14 protein-coding genes are annotated in these 17,287 nt (G+C 46.3%); 8 read left to right on the plus strand and 6 right to left on the minus strand.

Going from position 1 to position 17,287, the window contains the following annotated elements:
- Positions 1 to 10: 10 nt before the first annotated feature.
- The 4 genes from UWK_RS03460 to argB all read right to left on the minus strand — a co-directional run bounded on the left by UWK_RS03460 (position 11) and on the right by argB (position 4,540).
- Positions 11 to 1,207 (minus strand): argininosuccinate synthase, encoded by a 1,197-nt coding sequence (locus UWK_RS03460; protein WP_015402958.1) that lies wholly within the window; start codon positions 1,205 to 1,207, stop codon positions 11 to 13.
- A 173-nt stretch (positions 1,208 to 1,380) separates the two neighbouring features.
- Positions 1,381 to 2,298 carry an ornithine carbamoyltransferase gene (argF, locus tag UWK_RS03465; RefSeq protein WP_015402959.1) on the minus strand — a complete coding sequence of 306 codons (918 nt, stop codon included), beginning with the start codon at positions 2,296 to 2,298 and terminating at the stop codon, positions 1,381 to 1,383.
- Between the two features lie 149 nt (positions 2,299 to 2,447).
- A complete protein-coding gene (locus tag UWK_RS03470) occupies positions 2,448 to 3,653 on the minus strand; it encodes an aspartate aminotransferase family protein (RefSeq protein WP_015402960.1) in 1,206 nt (401 codons plus the stop codon).
- The gene (gene argB, locus UWK_RS03475) at positions 3,653 to 4,540 is read right to left on the minus strand and encodes an acetylglutamate kinase (RefSeq protein ID WP_015402961.1); all 888 of its coding nucleotides are present in this window, start codon (positions 4,538 to 4,540) and stop codon (positions 3,653 to 3,655) included. Before argB ends, UWK_RS03470 begins: the two co-directional genes overlap by 1 nt.
- Positions 4,541 to 4,768: 228 nt before the next feature.
- Here argB and lptA point away from each other — a divergent pair, with 228 nt between their 5' ends.
- From lptA to UWK_RS03495, 4 genes are read left to right on the plus strand one after another with little or no spacing between them, the layout of a single operon-like run.
- The gene (gene lptA / locus UWK_RS03480) at positions 4,769 to 5,293 is read left to right on the plus strand and encodes a lipopolysaccharide transport periplasmic protein LptA (protein ID WP_015402962.1); all 525 of its coding nucleotides are present in this window, start codon (positions 4,769 to 4,771) and stop codon (positions 5,291 to 5,293) included.
- 5 nt (positions 5,294 to 5,298) lie between these two features.
- Positions 5,299 to 6,021, plus strand: a complete 723-nt coding sequence (gene lptB, locus UWK_RS03485) for an LPS export ABC transporter ATP-binding protein (RefSeq protein ID WP_015402963.1) — start codon at positions 5,299 to 5,301, stop codon at positions 6,019 to 6,021.
- A gap of 14 nt (positions 6,022 to 6,035) precedes the next feature.
- Complete coding sequence (gene rpoN / locus UWK_RS03490) at positions 6,036 to 7,493, plus strand: RNA polymerase factor sigma-54 (protein ID WP_015402964.1); 1,458 nt, start codon at positions 6,036 to 6,038, stop codon at positions 7,491 to 7,493.
- Between the two features lie 54 nt (positions 7,494 to 7,547).
- A complete protein-coding gene (locus UWK_RS03495) occupies positions 7,548 to 8,483 on the plus strand; it encodes a helix-turn-helix transcriptional regulator (protein ID WP_015402965.1) in 936 nt (311 codons plus the stop codon).
- Positions 8,484 to 8,490: 7 nt separating this feature from the next.
- On the opposite strand, the gene UWK_RS03500 is transcribed toward UWK_RS03495, so the two are convergent.
- Both UWK_RS03500 and UWK_RS03505 read right to left on the minus strand, forming a co-directional pair.
- Positions 8,491 to 10,290: a hypothetical protein gene (locus UWK_RS03500; protein WP_015402966.1), complete on the minus strand. Its 1,800-nt coding sequence runs from the start codon at positions 10,288 to 10,290 to the stop codon at positions 8,491 to 8,493.
- A 17-nt stretch (positions 10,291 to 10,307) separates the two neighbouring features.
- Positions 10,308 to 10,775: a putative lipoprotein gene (locus tag UWK_RS03505; protein WP_015402967.1), complete on the minus strand. Its 468-nt coding sequence runs from the start codon at positions 10,773 to 10,775 to the stop codon at positions 10,308 to 10,310.
- Between the two features lie 441 nt (positions 10,776 to 11,216).
- Here UWK_RS03505 and UWK_RS03510 point away from each other — a divergent pair, with 441 nt between their 5' ends.
- The 4 genes from UWK_RS03510 (at position 11,217) to UWK_RS03525 (ending at position 17,286) form a co-directional block, all read left to right on the plus strand.
- The gene (locus UWK_RS03510; RefSeq protein ID WP_015402968.1) at positions 11,217 to 12,356 is read left to right on the plus strand and encodes an IS4 family transposase; all 1,140 of its coding nucleotides are present in this window, start codon (positions 11,217 to 11,219) and stop codon (positions 12,354 to 12,356) included.
- Between the two features lie 237 nt (positions 12,357 to 12,593).
- Positions 12,594 to 13,697, plus strand: a complete 1,104-nt coding sequence (locus tag UWK_RS03515; RefSeq protein ID WP_015402969.1) for an ABC transporter substrate-binding protein — start codon at positions 12,594 to 12,596, stop codon at positions 13,695 to 13,697.
- A gap of 15 nt (positions 13,698 to 13,712) precedes the next feature.
- On the plus strand, positions 13,713 to 16,004 hold the full coding sequence (locus UWK_RS18135) for a hybrid sensor histidine kinase/response regulator (RefSeq protein ID WP_015402970.1): 2,292 nt from the start codon (positions 13,713 to 13,715) through the stop codon (positions 16,002 to 16,004).
- Between the two features lie 166 nt (positions 16,005 to 16,170).
- Complete coding sequence (locus UWK_RS03525) at positions 16,171 to 17,286, plus strand: sensor histidine kinase (protein WP_015402971.1); 1,116 nt, start codon at positions 16,171 to 16,173, stop codon at positions 17,284 to 17,286.
- Position 17,287 lies beyond the last annotated feature (1 nt).

Consider the following 17,287-nt stretch of genomic DNA (forward strand, 5'->3'; position numbering starts at 1 on the left):
CAACTATCCACTACTTCTTTTGCATGGCTATGATCTGCAAGCGCAAACCGTTGAGACGGATAAAGCCACCGGCATCGGCCTGATTGTAAACAGTATCCTCTTCAAATGTGGCAAAACTTTCCTGATACAGTGAGTAATCCGATTTCTTTCCAACTGAGACACAATTCCCCTTGTACAGTTTCATCCGCACTGTGCCGTTCACCGTTTTCTGACTCTCATCCATGGTCACCTGGAGCAGTTCCCGCTCGGGGGAAAACCAGAAACCATTATAGACAAGCTCTGCGTAGCGTGGAACCAGAGAATCCCTGATTCGCATCACTTCCCTGTCCATACACATGGTTTCCAGGTCACGATGTGCGTTGCGAAGCAGGGTACCACCGGGAGTTTCATAGACGCCGCGGGACTTCATACCCACAAAACGGTTTTCAAGGAGATCAAGACGACCGACACCATTGGCACCGGCAACCTTATTCAGGGCCGTGAGGAGGGGCAGGGGATCCATGCGTTCGCCATTAATGGCAACGGGATTCCCTTTCTCAAAATCAATCTCAACATAGGTCGGCTTATCCGGTGCATTTTCAGGGGAGACGGTAAGCTTGTACATATCCTCATCGGGCTCGTTCCATGGATCTTCCAGAAGTCCGCCTTCAAAACTGATGTGAAGAATGTTCTCATCGGAGCTGTAGGGGTTCTTCTTGGTAGTGGGTACCGGAATATTGTGTTTTTTGGCAAACTCCTCAAGCTTGGCCCGGGAGTTCAAATCCCAGATACGCCAGGGGGCAATAATCTTTAAACTTGGATCAATTCCGAGATAGGAAAGTTCAAAACGAACCTGATCATTTCCTTTGCCGGTGGCACCATGACTCACGGCATCCGCACCTTCAGCATGGGCTATGCGTACCTGCTCTTTTCCGATAATAGGACGGGCAAGGGATGTTCCAAGAAGATAGGATCCCTCATAGATCGCATTGCAACGAAAAGCCGGAAAGATATAATCTTCAACAAACTCCTGACGGAGATCGGAAATAATAACTTTTTCGGCCCCGGTAGCCATTCCTTTTTTGCGAATTGCGTCCCAGTCCTCCGTCTGACCAACATCGGCAGCATAAGCGATAACAGGACACTCATATTCTTCTTCCAACCATTTCAAAATGACTGAAGTGTCCAATCCGCCAGAATAGGCCAGTACGATTTTTTTAACGTCCATTATATTTTTCTACCTCTCCCGCAACATCAAGCCACGGAAATTGTTTTTCTTTTATTACAATTCGCTAACCCAAGTAAGTGATCAGGGTGCCGTAGATTAGTACAGGCATGATCAGCCGCAATAGTCTCCTCTATGCGGACGATTGTGACCGTACGAATATGCGGTGCTCCTGGTCATTTACAACCAATAAGCAGCTCCAGAATGGCTTTGTGCATATGCATCTTGTTCTCTGCCTGATCAAAAGCCACACACTGCTCCGACTCGAGCACTTCTTCAGTAATCTCTTCTTCACGATGGGCTGGTAGACAGTGCAAAACAACAGCATTGGCAGGAGCTTTGGCCATAAGGGCCGAGTTAATCTGCAATGGCTGGAAAATAGCGAGGCGCTCTTCCGCCTCCTCTTCCTGCCCCATGGAGGCCCAAACGTCGGTATTAATCACATCGGCCTGTGCCACCGCCTCTTCCGGACTACGGGTGACAGTAATTGGCTTTACTGCCTCCTTCTGTGCAGCTGCCATTATTTCAGGATCAGGGTCATAGCCTTCGGGGCAGGCCAGAATCAGCTCAAACCCGATACGACTTGCAGCCTGTATCCAGGAGTTGGCCATATTGTTACCATCACCTATCCAGGCAATTTTCAACTTTTCAATATTCCCTTTTTTCTCTACAACAGTCATGATATCGCTGAGAATCTGACAGGGATGGTGAAGATCGGTGAGAGCATTTACAACTGGTACGGAAGAGTATTCAGCGAGTTCTGTTACCACTTCCTGACCAAAAGTCCGTACAACTATTCCGTCCACATAACGGGCCATGACTCTGGCCATATCCTTTAAAGGTTCAGAACGAGCAAGCTGGGTATCACGACCGGAAAGAAAAATAACCTGCCCGCCAAGACCATACATAGCCGACTCAAAAGAGACCCGGGTCCTGGTAGAAGGTTTTTCAAAAATCAACCCAACCGTCTTTCCTGCCAACTGTCGATGAGTGACCCCGGCAAGACGTTCTTCTTTAAGCTGAATAGCGCGATTAATAAAACCAAGGAGTTCTTCTTTACTAAAATCTTGCAGTGACTGTAAGTGGCTTACCATGACTCGTATCTTCTATGAACAGACCTATCTTTTTCAAGACAAGATCTCTTAATCTATATCCCCGAGCCCAATCGCTTTATTATAGGGGAAAGAAAGCATATTTACCCAAAAAAAGATCGATTTGCAAAGATTTTCGTGAAAAGAGCCACTCAGACCTTACATTCTCCCAAAACTTCACCCAAGGCCGTTAATAACTGATCAAGCTCAGTCCTGGTTATAATGAGGGGAGGCAGAAAACGAAGCGCCTTGTTTCCAGCAAAGTTGATAAGCACCCCCCTTTCAAAGAGTGCTTTCACTATTGCGCCTCCCTGTTCGATTCCTTTTTCAGTGAGAACAAGCCCCCGGATCAACCCCATTCCCCGCGCTCCACTTGCGAGCAGCGGGAAGCGTCCAGCCAGATCCTCAAGTCCCTTCTGCAGATAGTCGCCCTTCTCCCTGACCTCTGCCAGAAAGCCCTCTTCCAGCATAATCTTCAGAGTAGCCACGGCTCCTGCTGCTACCACCGGGTTACCCCCGAAGGTGGTACCATGAGTTCCCGGGGCCAGTGAAGCAGCAATTTCTTTTCGGGTGAGCATGGCACCGATGGGCAGGCCATTACCAAGGGCCTTGGCTACGGTCATGATATCCGGCACAATGCCCAATTGCTCATAGGCAAAAAGGCTTCCGGTTCGTCCCATCCCAGTCTGTATTTCATCAAAAATCAGGAGCAAGTCATGCTTCCTGCACAAATCCTGCAGCCCTTTCAGGTACTCCACATCCAGTGGCCTTACACCACCTTCCCCCTGCAGAGGTTCACACATGATCGCACAGGTCTGGTCGGTTATCATGGCCTCCAGCACATTCAGGTTCCCAAAAGGGGCGTGAGAAAAGCCTTCGGGCATAGGTTCAAAGCCCTCTTGAAATTTGGGCTGTCCGGTGGCTGCGACCGTGGCAAGTGTCCTGCCATGAAAAGATCCGGCGAGTGAAATAATTCCGTAGCGTTCATAACCTGCGCAGATTCTTGCAAGCTTGATGGCTGCCTCATTTGCCTCAGCCCCACTGTTTGCCAGAAAAACCCGATCAGCAAAGGAATTTTCGGTCAGCAACTCAGCCAATTCTGTCTGAGGCTGGGTGTAATAAAGGTTTGAGACATGCACCAGCTGTCTTGCCTGTGCACATATGGCCTCGGTCACCACCGGATGACAATGGCCAAGACTGCAAACGGCTATCCCTGCCAGACAATCCAGGTATTCTTTTCCTTCAGCATCGGTCAGGATACAACCTTCACCCTTTACCATGGTAGCTGGATATCGTGTGTAGGTTCCTATAATCACATCGTCACTTCTCTTGGCCCAGCCTGCATTTTCTCCACTCATCAGACAATCTCCGTCCCTATCCCTTCCCGGGTAAAGATTTCAAGCAGAATAGCGTGTTCTATCCTGCCATCAATAATATGTGTTTTGGTTACACCAGCTTTTAACGCATCACCACAGCATCTCACCTTGGGTATCATTCCACCGCCAATGGTTCCATTGTCAATATAGCTCTCAAGATCACTCCGCTTCAATGATTTCAGCAGTGTTCCTTCATTGTCCTGGACACCAGCCACATCGGTGAGCAAAACCAGCTTCGCAGCCTTCAGCTCTGCAGCAATGGATCCGGCCACAAGATCTGCATTGATATTAAAGGCCTGTCCATCTTCTCCGACGCCAACGGGCGCAATCACCGGAATAAAATCATTGGTCTCCAGTGCCTGCAGAATCTCAGGATTAACCCGGGTCACCTGGCCAACCCGTCCCAGATCAATCAACTCAGGAGGAGCATCCTCCAAGGTTCCATCATTTTTCTTACTCACCTTCATCTTTTCCGCACAGATAAGATCACCGTCACGTCCTGAAAGCCCGACCGCCCGACCACCACAATGGTTTATATTTCCGACAATCTCCTTGTTAACCTTCCCCACAAGAACCATCTCAACCACACTCATGGTCTCTCCGTCGGTTACTCGCATTCCCTGAACATAACTGGGCTTTATCTCGAGCCTATCGAGCAGCCGATTGATCTGAGGCCCGCCACCGTGAACAATCACCGGATTGATACCGATATGCTTCATCAGTATAATATCCAGAGCAAATTGTTTTTTGAGATTTTCATCCACCATGGCATGGCCGCCATATTTAATAACCACGGTTTTATGCCTGAACTCCTGCATATAGGGAAGAGATTCAATTAATCCTCTGGCCCGATCAATACTTTCCTGCATATCCCTTTGTCCTTTTTATAGAAATCTATATTTTCGTTTTAAATCAATTAAGTACATCCATATCGCATACAAGACATTCTCATTCTACTGATTCATCTGATTGAAGTAAAGAAATCTTTCTTTACCTTTCAGCTCCGGGATTTCTTTACTTTCTCAAGCACCAAGGCTATATTAGGCCTGGTATTTGCATTGGACTCTTTCTTACTTTGTTTACCAGGAGACTTTTTTGTGAGTAATAATACTATATTTGGCTTCTTTTCAGGACTGGTTCTCTCTCTTATTTTCTTTTCCAGTCCTCTTCTTGCAGCAAGTGCACCCATCACCATCGAGGCGGATCACATGACCTCTCTGGAGAATGAGAATAATGTCCTCTTCAGCGGAAATGTAGATGCAGCGCAGGCCGATGTCCGCATTCGCTCGGATGAGATGACAGTATATTACTCCGCTGCCGAAAAAGAAAAAAAACAAGAAGTCAAACGTCTCCAGTGTGTTGGCAATGTGGAGATCACTAAAGGAGCATGGCTTGGCACCGGTGAAACAATGAACTACCTGGCAAAGGAGCGCAAGGTAATCCTGAGTGGCAACGCCAAGGCATGGCAGGGTACCAACCTGGTGACTGGAAACACTATTATTTACTATCTCGATGAAGGGAGATCCGAGGTTGTCGGCAGTCGCCCCTCGGCCACAGTTGGCAGTGACTCCGGTGAAGCAAACAAACCTGGCCGGGTAAAAGCAACCCTTACTCCCCAATAACTATTATGGCACTGCTGGAAGTTGATAAAATAATCAAACGTTACCGTGCTCGCACCGTGGTTGACGGAGTAAGTCTCCAGGTGAACACTGGTGTTATCGTCGGTCTTTTAGGCCCGAACGGTGCTGGCAAGACCACTTCATTCTATTCAATTGCCGGATTTATCCGTCCCGATGAGGGGCATGTTCTGCTCAATGGTGAAGATATCACCAAGTTCCCCATTCATTTGCGAGCTCAAAAGGGCATCTCCTACCTTGCTCAGGAACCCTCGGTTTTTAAAAAACTGACAGTTGAAGAGAACGTCCGCATCATCCTCGAGCCTCTTGGACTGTCAAAAAACGAGATAAACAACCGCATCGATGAACTTATGGCAGACCTTAAAATCGAATACCTCCGGGAAAACAAAGGGCACGCCCTGTCCGGAGGTGAGCGACGCCGGGTTGAGATCATGAGAGCTCTTGCCACACGCCCGAGTTTCATCCTTCTTGACGAACCCTTTGCTGGCATTGACCCTCTTGCCGTGGCAGACATCCAAAAGCTTATCATTGCATTGAAGGACAAGGGATTAGGGGTTCTGATCTCAGACCACAACGTTCGGGAAACCCTTCAGGTTTGTGATTTTGCCTACATCATGAACGCAGGACAGATTTTGACCAGTGGCGTTGCAGATGATATCATTGAAAGTGAAGTAGCCCGTAAAATGTATCTTGGCGAAAATTTCAGCATGTGATGTAAACAACACCAATGGCCCTCGAACTCAGACAACAGCTCAAGCTATCACAAAAACTGGTAATGACGCCTCAGTTGCGTCTGGCCATTAAACTGCTACAGATGAACCGGCTGGAGCTTGGCGATGCACTACAGGCCGAGATTGAGCAGAATCCGGGCCTCGAAGAGGATGTCAGCATTCAGGAGCATCGCGAAAACCCGCAAAGCCTCTCCACAACAACCGAACAGAAAGGAACGGAGAAGGAGCAGGATTATACCGATCAGGTCAGAGCAGAAGACACTATCCCCGAGACAAATTGGGAAGACTACGCCAACACCTTTGACAGCAATGTTTCCTTTTCCCACGAGACACCTGCGGCGGATGCTCCCAGCCAGTTTGATTTCATCTCAGAAAAACCGGGCCTCCTCGCCTATCTGCAGTGGCAGCTCGCCCACGCCGAACTCGAACCTGAAGAATGGGATACTGCTCTTTTTATTGCCGGTAACCTTAACCGTTACGGATTTCTCGAATGTAGTCTTGAAGAGGTCATGGAAGCCACCAAATGTGACCGCGATTCTGCAGAATATATTCTTGAGGTTATTCAGGATCTCGATCCTCCAGGCATTGCCGCCCGTGACGTCTCCGAGTCACTCTTTCTTCAGTTGGAACGCATGGGAATGAAAGACTCCCTTGCCGCAGAAATCGTTAAAGATCATCTTAACCATCTGCAGACCCGCAATTACAAGGCCATCAGCCAGGCAACGGGCCGCAAACGTAATGAAGTAATCAAGGCTATTGAGTTCATCACCTCCGAGCTCACCCCGTATCCGGGTCTTCCCTACAGCACCGAAACAACGAACTATGTTGTCCCGGATGTCTATGTTCGAAAAATCGATGGCGAATTTGTTATCCATCTCAACGAAGAGGATATTCCCAACCTGAAACTCTCCTCCCAATTGCAGGAACTGCTGCAGGCCGATGAGGGCACCATCGAAAAGTCATCAAAGGCCTATATCAGGGAGAAGCTTAAAGATGCCGGATGGTTCATCAAGTCTTTGCATCAGCGCCAGCGTACCATATTCAAGGTAATGGAAAGTATCCTCAAATTCCAGCGCGAGTTTTTCGAACATGGAGCAACCCGCCTCAAACCACTCATCCTGCGTGACGTTGCCGAAGATATAGAAATGCACGAGTCCACTATCAGCCGGGTAACATCAAACAAGTATGTGCACACTCCTCTCGGGATATATGAACTGAAATATTTCTTTTCCACAGCCATTCCACGAGCCGGGGAGGAGTCACTTGCCGCAGAATCAATCCGGGAGCGTATCCGGAAAATGATTCAGGACGAAGATCCTCACAAACCCCTCAGTGATAACAGTATTTCTGAAAAACTTGCCGAAAGAAATATCGAAATCGCCCGCCGTACCGTTGCAAAATACCGGGAACAGCTGAAGATCCTTCCAGTAAAACATCGTCGCAAACCCAAATAACCAGCCGTGTAAAACCACTCTCAAAAACTCAATGTATTATTGCCACACCGTCGAATGAGCCGCCTCGAACGTATCTACTTTTTTCACCAGCAACTCAAAGCCGACCGCTTTCCCAATGCCCAGAGCCTGATGAAAGAGTTTGAACTTTCCCGCGCCACCGCTCATCGCGATATCAGCTATATGCGTGACAGACTGCTCGCCCCCCTGGCATTCAACTCCAGTCGCAAGGGCTTTTGCTACACTGAAAACGACTTTTCCCTCCCCTTTGAAGAAAGCCCAAAGATTCTCTTCCTCATGGGCTTGCTCAATAAAATGGCAGATGAAGCAGGACTTGGCAGCCTTCCAGAGATGAAAAAACTAGAGAAACGCCTGAGTCAGTTGATTGCTCCAGGCTATGAACGGGTAATGGACAACGTCCTCTGTCAATGGGTAGAGGTTGAGACACTGGCACCAGCCATTTTTGAAACAATCGTTGAAGCGGTGCTGAAAGACCGTCTCCTTGAGGTTGAGTATTGCTCGGTTGAAGGTGCAAAAAGCAGTCGTACAATTGACCCCCAGCGCCTGATCAACTACCAGGGACGCTGGTACCTTCTTGCGTATTGCTACCTGAGAAAGGGGCATCGTCTTTTTCATATGGCAAGAATCGAAAAAGCGGAAACGGGAACAAAACGAAATGACACGCAACACCTCGTCCCAGAGTCCTTTCTCGATGATGCCTTTGGCATTTTCGCAGGAGAATTTCGCTATCATGCAAAAATCGCCTTCACCTCCACCGCTGCAGAACTGGTACGCAGGCAATTCTGGCACGAAAATCAGCTGATCGAAGAGACAGAAAACGGCATTGTTCTTACCCTGCCGGTTAATGATGACAGGGAAATCATTATGAAGATCCTTCAGTATGGTTCAAGGGCAAACGTTATCGCGCCAGATTCACTGCGGAAAAGGGTAATGGAAGAGATTAGAAAGATGTCAAACTCGTATCACCGATAATTCCTTTCTATAACCTGTTCTCAGACTCCCCCATGGAGTAACTCCCCTTCCTGATATTTCCGAATGTCAGTTCCGGTAGACTGTAAAAAATTCCCCGCAACGCCTGATTCAGGTTTTCTCTTCCATCAAGAGGAAGCATTGCCAGACCGGCCACTCCGTGTGCAATACCATAGGCCACATTTACAAGACCCAGAAGCGGACGCAACAGCAGAGAGTCATCTGTAAAAAACAGAAAAGGAGTATCTTTGCTGCGAGGCTGGTACAGAGTAGAGCTTACTGTGTTTGATTCCCTGAGCCAGACGACAAGGTCGTTCTCCTCGGCATACAAAGTCTCCAGATTCCGCAGACGTCTGGCCTGAAGGAACTGTTCATCCTGCAGAGAAAAGGCCTTAACCGATTGTTCATAGAAGAGAAAGGGTATAAAGGCAAATCCGCTGTCCGGTTCCATCCAGCCGCCAAGAACATTTTTTCCTGATTCAGAATCTGTAAAGGTTGAATTGAGGGAACGTATCAGTTCGGTGGCACAATTCCGGGTAAAGAGATTGTAGCCATAAAGTTTCTCACTTTTTTTCTGTTTTTCTGCAATCTCCTCTTCGAGTATTTGGATATTTTCCTTAACACCATCAGGGTCCGGATGCAGTGTATCAACTGTTACATTGCCAGACCGTGTCGGCAGGGTCACTTTCGTCAGGAGCCGCACCCTTCGCTGCCCACCATTTACCTGCTCCAACTCCCAGGCCCTTGCCCGGCCAGTCTCCATAAGTGTATAGGCAATCTCGAGGTGACGTCCTTCTTTAAAAAACAACTCACGGCGTTTTTCAGACTGCTCCAGCAACCCCTCCTGCAGAATCCGTAACCGGCCACCCTCGATGTCCTCATCACTGAGTTTCACCTCCCGCACATCTGCAAAAAATGGATCAAGGGTCAACATCTGCCCTTTCTCCAGTGAACTTTGAACCGCCAGGAATCTGGCAGTCTGAAGAAGAATAGCCGTTCCCCTGTCGGGACGTCTGGACCGAAGTAATTCAACAAGTGATTCGGCAAGGTGGTCTCCAAATGCTTTCAAGATTTCTCTCTCAGAGACATTCAACGACACCTCCTTATCCATCGCTGGAATAAGGGCATCATCGGTCAGTGCCCGATTATCCAAAAGCACTCGTAGAGCTTCCCGAAGGGCAAGAATCTCCTGAAATCCATTTCCCGGTCTTCTGCCCTGATTCATTGCAGCAACAGCTTTATACAGCTCTCCTTCCACCTCTTTCAAAGTGAATTCAAGGAAATCTGCGCCCAATGTTTTCTCTATATATCTCGGAAGATCCGACGGAGAAACAGCCCTCCAGGTATTCGTGAAAAAGCCGAGACAGTCCACCGCAACATCAGTCTTTCCGGCAAGCAGGCTCTCAACAAATCGTTTTTCCTGACGGAGTTGTTCAAGAGCATTAAAAAACTGCTCCTGAGCAGCAAGCAATTCCGCAAAATGATTGCGTATCTGTATAGCTGCTGAGAGATCCAGTGGGAGCGCAGCAATGGCAATACTGCGATTATGGAGGTCATTGTATAAAAAGCGAAAGGAATCCCAGGGTTCACGAACAAGAAGAAAAGTTGAATCGGGAAAGAACTGATAATGAAAAACTGCATCACCAAGGCGTAAGGCCGTATGGCCACCGGCTGCCTCACCGGCATTGGCATTGATATAGAGGAAATCAATGGAAACCTTATCGGGCTGTTTCGTGACTTCAGCAGCAGCAAGCTGAGAGGGAAGCCACAGGAAAAAGAGCAGTACTGGCAAACAAAGTAACCGTGGCATAGCAGATCACTGCAATCTTACATCTTATAACCCTTTATAACGCTTGAATAGTTTGAGCTCTTGGCGATGGAACGGAAAAACGGTAAATTAGTGATGGAATCCTCACTCACCCCTGCACGTCTCAAACCCTTTCCCATAGCAAGAAAGGTACTTTCTTCCTGTTCCCAGTCACTGATTCCATGGTTCTTGGCAATAGCTGTAACCTGGCGTTGATAGTCATCGGTGGTCTTCTCCCGACTGACATAGAGGACGGTGACAGCAGCGACATCTTCTTCGTAGACAGTACCCGTTGCATTTATTTTTGCCTCTTCCTCGCTACCACCGGAAGATGACGTTGAGATAGACGTTATGGAAGTTATGGAATCAAGACTCGCTGAGACAGAATCCGATGACTTCTCAAGAGAATAGGAAATAGAGCAACCTGTCTGTATCAGGGATGTGACACACAATAAAGTAATATATATAAACTGTTTTCTAGAAAACATATTGTTTCTCTCCATCTAAAATTTAGTATTCTCTTTTAACATAGAGCACATCAGCTTTCCATTACTCTTTTATTTAGATATTTTATTTTTTTTTAACAAAAATCAACCGAAACCAAGAGTTCACGATCCAGAAAAACGATTTCATCAAAGATATCAGATTGAAGCCATTTAGGATGAAGGCTGCATGCAAAGAGAAAAAAGTACTGTTTATCAGCACGTTACAGAATATCAGAAACTTGAGCAATAGTATCCATGGTTCCAATTCTTACTGGTATCATTTGATACTGTCATTATTTGTCGATATTCGATATTATTGATGATAGGTCAATATAAAATATATCAGTGCTGTCTCATAGTTGAACAATAAAAAGAGGCTCGGAGAGCTCTTTGTGTTATAATGATTTCTACCAAAAAGCCATTTAATACAAGGAGATCCGAGCCATGGCGCATTATAACACAATCCTTAGTCAAATTACTTCACTTATTAACAGACATGTTTTTGATGATCATGCCAAACTTCATCATTCGGGCCAGAAATTCAGATCCTATGACCGCTGGAGCCAGTTTATGGCAATGCTGATAGGACAACTTTCCAGTAGAAAAAGCCTTCGTGATATTACTGATAATTTGAAGGCGCAAAAAAATCGTTTATATCACCTCGGCATGAAACCAACTTCAAGGGCGACACTGGCAAGAGTAAATGAAAAACAGCCAGCATCCCTTTACGAAACTGTGTTTTCTGATCTGTTGAAAAAGTGTCAAACGGTGACACCCGGTCACAAGTTTTCTTTTAAAAACAAGCTGTACCTACTTGATACAACAACTATTGATCTTTGCTTGTCAGTATTTCCATGGGCTGAATTCCGTAAAAGAAAAGGCGCTGTCAAACTGCACATGGGTATAGATGCTGATGGTTACCTTCCTACTTTTATGGACATGACCGATGGTAAAGTCCATGAAATCAACTGGGCAAAAGAAACACTCAAGCTCCCCAAAGGGTCATTTGCTGTCTTTGATAGAGGTTTTACAGATTATGGCTGGTATTCCTCCCTCATGAAAGACGGAATTTTCTTTGTGACCCGTTTGAAAAGCAATGCTGATGCTGAATATCTTTTCAAACGGGCTGGTCGCAAAAGTCCTGGCGTAACCAATGACCAGCAAATAAAACTCAAAAATATTAAAGATCCACTTCGTCTTGTTGCCTACACAGACCTGGAAACTGGCCAGGAATACCGTTTTGTTACTAATGCTCACCATCTAAAAGCTGCAGAGATAGCGGCGATCTATAAAGAGCGGTGGCAGATCGAACAATTTTTCAAATGGATCAAGCAAAACCTCAAAATCAAGACATTTCTGGGTACATCAAAAAACGCAGTCCTCACCCAAGTCTGGATAGCTTTGTGTGTTTATCTGCTGATTGCATATCTTAATTTTAAAGCTAAATTGGGTGCCTCCATGCAGCAAATACTCAGAGTTTTACAACTGAACCTGTTTCAACGGCGTGCCTTGGCAGATCTTTTTAGGCCGCCAGACAAACAACAACCTGTTTCTCCACAGCTTTTACTGTGGGGAAAACTATGAGACAGCACTGAAAATATATAAATTTATAGCTTACTATCTACTTACTGGTAGATAAACACTGGTTAAAGAAAACGCGGAGAGCGACTTGCTTTCAAGTGGAAATTTCCCCAGTATTTCCGTTGTCGACACAACAACAACGTTGGAGAATACTTACCCTCCGTCTCAAAGCACTGTGGTATATTTAAATATTCCGTACATATCACCGTGATTGAATAATCCTCCTGAAAGGTACTATGCATGAAAAATTTGCTATTTATTGGATTGTTTATTGTCCTTTTTACCTCAAATGCCTGTGCTGAGCCGATTCGTATCGGAGTTATTTTTGCGAAAACCGGACGAGCTTCTGATGTGGGGGAAGATTTCTTCAAAGCTATCCGACTTCTAACGGATGATATAAACAAAACAGGCGGCATCCTGAACAGACCAGTTGAATTAATCGAATTTGACAACCAAAGCACCCCACTCGGCTCAAAGCAGGCCGCTTTAGATGCAGTGAAAACCGATGTGGTAAGTGTAATTGGGGCGGCCTGGAGTGCCAATACCACCGCCCTTGCCGAGGTTTTTCAAAAAGAAGGAATCCCGCTCGTATCCCCCCTGGCTACAAAACCCGAGGTTACCGAAGTTGGTAATTTTATTTTCCGCGTCTGTTTCACAGATCCCTTCCAGGGAAAAGTCATGGCTAAATTTGTCCGTGAAGATTTACAAGCAGTTACGGCCGCAATATTTGTCAATGCAAGCAGTTCCTACAGCAGAGGCCTGTCGCAGGAGTTCAGTCAATCATTTGAAAATCTTGGCGGTACAGTACTTGCCACCTATGACTACATCCGCCCCGACACGGACTTTGAAAAAGAAATTGAAGATCTGCATCGTTTAAAACCTGATGTGGTCTACCTGTCCGGTTACAGTCGGGATTCTGCCCTGATTATCCGACAATCGATAAAAATGGGAAACAATTTTGTTTTCGCTGGTGGAGACGGCTGGAATGAAGCAATGTACACCTTTGCTGGCCCTGAAATCGACGGCAATTATTTCACTAATCACTGGCATCCGGACAATCCCAATCCCATTAGCGCCAGGCTCATAGCAAAGTACGGTAAAACCGAATTTAAAGGCTCTCGCCTGGTACTGGCGAACGACGCCTTAATGGTACTTATGGACAGCATTACACGGGCAGGGAGCAGCGACAGAAAGGCGATCCAAATTGCCCTTGCCAACACCGTTGATTTTCAAGGAGCCACGGGAAATATCACCTTCGATGCAACCGGTGATCCTGTGAAGGCCGCGGTGATTCTCCGTCTTGAAAAGGGTTCCTCCTCATTTGTCAAAGCAGTACAACCATAAAAAACGCACCTTAAGATGTTTGACCTTGGCTTAAAACAAAAGGCTTTAATCAGTATCCTGGGAATTTTCACTCTCTTCTCTCTGCTTTTTACGGCTACCTACATCCCGTTCCAAAACCAGATTAGTGACTATATCCTGGATCGGAACAAACTATTGATTCAGACTCTCATTGAAAGAGACAAGGACCCCATAGCCAACGAAATTTTTGACCACAGCGACAAATCCATCAAGATTCGCCTCAAAGATATGCTCCGTGTCGATGGAGTTCTCCTTATCAGTGTTCATGACAAAAAAGGGGAAATTATTGCTTTTGAGGGACCGACAACCTCCCCGGACGAATTGACAATACCGACCAGGGTGCTGACCCGTGGAGGTACAGATAGCAATATCAGCCAATGGCAAGACCATACCGTACTGCAATATTTCTATGAGATTAAAGCAATCGGTGAACGGATGGGATTTATCCAAGTCTACTTCCTGTTGGATGATATGATGCGCTATAAGCAGTATTCTTTTATCTTTTTAATGGTCTTTCTGACAAGTATTCTGCTGACTCTTGGGTCAGCGGGAAATTACCTGTTATCCAAAATGGTCACAGAACCAATTATTACCCTCCGAGACCTGATGTTAAAAATCCAGGCTGGCGATTTCAAGCAGCGCATGGATATTCACCGGGCCGATGAATTTGGCGAACTGGCCTCCTCCTTTAACGGGATGGTAAATAATCTGGATGCGTCATACTCAGAGATCAAACAAAAGACTGACCAGATTCAGTCCATGAGGAGCTATCTGAAAAATATCATCGACTCCATGTCTTCCATGGTGATATCGGTAGATCAATATGCGAAGATCACAGCGTTAAATCAGGCAGCCCTGAATTTTATGGGGATGGATGAACAGGAAGGCATTGGAAAAAACATCTGTTCTTTCATCCCACTGTTTGAACAGTATCGCAGCAATGTACAGGATGTAATTCAGACAGGTACCCCCCTTGAATTGTATCAGCAAAAACTGGCCGAAAATCAAGAGAAGCTCTATGCTATCTTTATTTCGCCATTAACAGCGGATGCACAGGGCGCTGTTATACGCATTGATGATGTTTCAGAACTCCACGAAAAAGATGAACAACTAAAGCAAGCCCAAAAGATGGAAACTATCGGCACACTCGCCGGGGGCATTGCCCACGATTTCAACAATATACTCTCAGGTATTGTGGGAACAGCCTCTCTTTTAAAATATACCATGGAATCAGGGAAACTCGACGACAAGACACTCAACAAAAGCATTGGTACCATTGAGATATCTTCAAGAAGGGCATCGGAACTTGTCAAGCAGTTACTTGCTCTTTCCCGAAAACAGGAAATGAGTATAGGGAAAATTGATCTGAATGAATCGATCCGGCACGTTGTCAATATATGCAGGAATTCCTTTGATAAAAGTATTGAAATCAGGGAAATCTATGAGCATGAACTGGCAATGAGCAATGCTGATTCATCCCAGATAGAGCAGGTCCTGTTAAACATCTGCATCAACGCTTCCCACGCTATGACCATAATGCACCGCGACCACAATGACTGGGGTGGTATTTTGTCTCTTTCAGTCACTTCTTTTTTGGCTGACAAGCTCTTTTGTGAACGTCACAGTAATGCAGTGGAGGGCAACTACTGGTGCATCACCGTTGTCGATTCAGGTGTCGGTATGGATGACACTACAATAAAAAAGATCTTTGACCCCTTTTATACAACCAAAGAATATGGCTTGGGAACTGGCCTTGGACTATCCATCGTATACTCTACCATCCGGCAACACAATGGCATCGTAGAGGTAAGCTCCAAGCCCGGAAACGGAACGACCTTCAGTATCTATCTGCTCTCCGCAGAAAGAGAAGACGGTTCAAGTGCCACTGACGTGCAATCCGAAGCAACCGGATTAACATTCGGCAGTGGAACTATTCTGGTAATCGATGACGAAGCCATTGTCCGAAATATGGCAGAACTTATCCTGCGCCAAGCCGGCTATACCGTTTTATTAGCTAAAGACGGAGAGGAAGGTCTTCAACTGTTTCGTGAAAAGAGTTCCGAAATATCTGCGGTACTGCTGGATCTGGTAATGCCCAAAATGCATGGCCATGAAGTATACAGGCACCTCAAAGAACAGGATCCTGAAGTAAAGGTACTTATGGTCTCAGGGTTTATCCATGACGAACGCGCCCGCAAGGCACTGTCAATGGGAGTCCAGGGATTTCTCCAAAAACCCTATACCCTTGCAAGCCTCACCGACGCAATTGACACCTTACTACACTCCTGATGTGCATCTCTGGAAATACTATGCTGATATTCTTAATAGCCAGCTGATGTCAGATTAATTCGCCCCCTTTGATAGGTACCGTTCTTTCACATTTTGTGATAGGATCAACTCAAAAGAAATCGCTTTCAAACAGGCCCCATATGAAGTCATCTTAGAGGTAACTGCAATGGTCTCTTCCTCTGTATCCCTTCCCCCTACTCTGTATATTCTTTTTGTTGGGGGAGGACATGGTTGCTATGACATCCTAAACCTGCTTACCGACTATTCCTTCCAAAACATACGCCCAAAAGTCATCGGTGCAGTTGACCCCAACCCTACTGCCAGCGGAAGAGTGCTTGCCGAGAAACTCGCCATCCCCACCAGCAGTACTTTTGATCAATTCCTGTCAGACCCGCGCCTTTCTCTAATCATTGAACTGACTGGCAGTGACACAGTACTTCAGGAACTGTATCACCGCAAACGACCAGAGGTCAAAATTCTCGATCATGTTGCCGCACAGTTCCTATGGGAAATAATAGCAATTCAAAAAGAACATATTCAGTTAAAACACAAATTAAGTCGTCTTGACAGTATGGCTGCCGTGGGAGAGATGGCCGGACGCTTAACTCACAAACTGCGAAATCCGCTGATGATCTTCGGCGGCCTTATTCGACGCATAATGACACGCCCGGATATTGGACACGGAGTGCGGAAACGCCTCAAACGTGCAGCAGTACAGGTAGGAAAGATGGAGGAGGTTATTACCGATATTTGCGATGTAGTTCGCCCTTTGCGGCCTCACATGCAAGCAACGAACATGAGCACTTTCCTGAACCAGTGGTGCAAAGATATCGCTGTCGAAGTCCGTTTAATCGGGGTCATGCTCAGTTCAAATATCCAACAGGATCTCCCGGTTATTCAGGTTGACCCTTCCCTGCTTCGCCAGGCACTGTTCCATCTCCTTGAAAACAGTTTTGAGGCCATGGCTGAGAATAACGGTCATATTAAGATCGAAACGAGAATGGACGAAGATAACCTTTATATTGTGTTCAGCGATACCGGTAGTGGCCTGAAAAATATAACCCCTGGCAAAGCCATCCACCCATTCACCGGTACAAAAACAGACCATTTGGGACTTGGCCTGACGCTCTGCCAGCAAATAATATCGAAACATAACGGCGACATTGAACTACGCAATATCGAAGAAGGTGGCACCATGGTCATTATCAGAATCCCCATCGTATTAAAAAAAATACATCCACTTTCCGATCAATCTGATGGCAATGGGAAAAATACGGGATAGG

The sequence above is a fragment of the Desulfocapsa sulfexigens DSM 10523 genome (assembly GCF_000341395.1).
Taxonomy (GTDB): Bacteria; Desulfobacterota; Desulfobulbia; order Desulfobulbales; family Desulfocapsaceae; genus Desulfocapsa; species Desulfocapsa sulfexigens.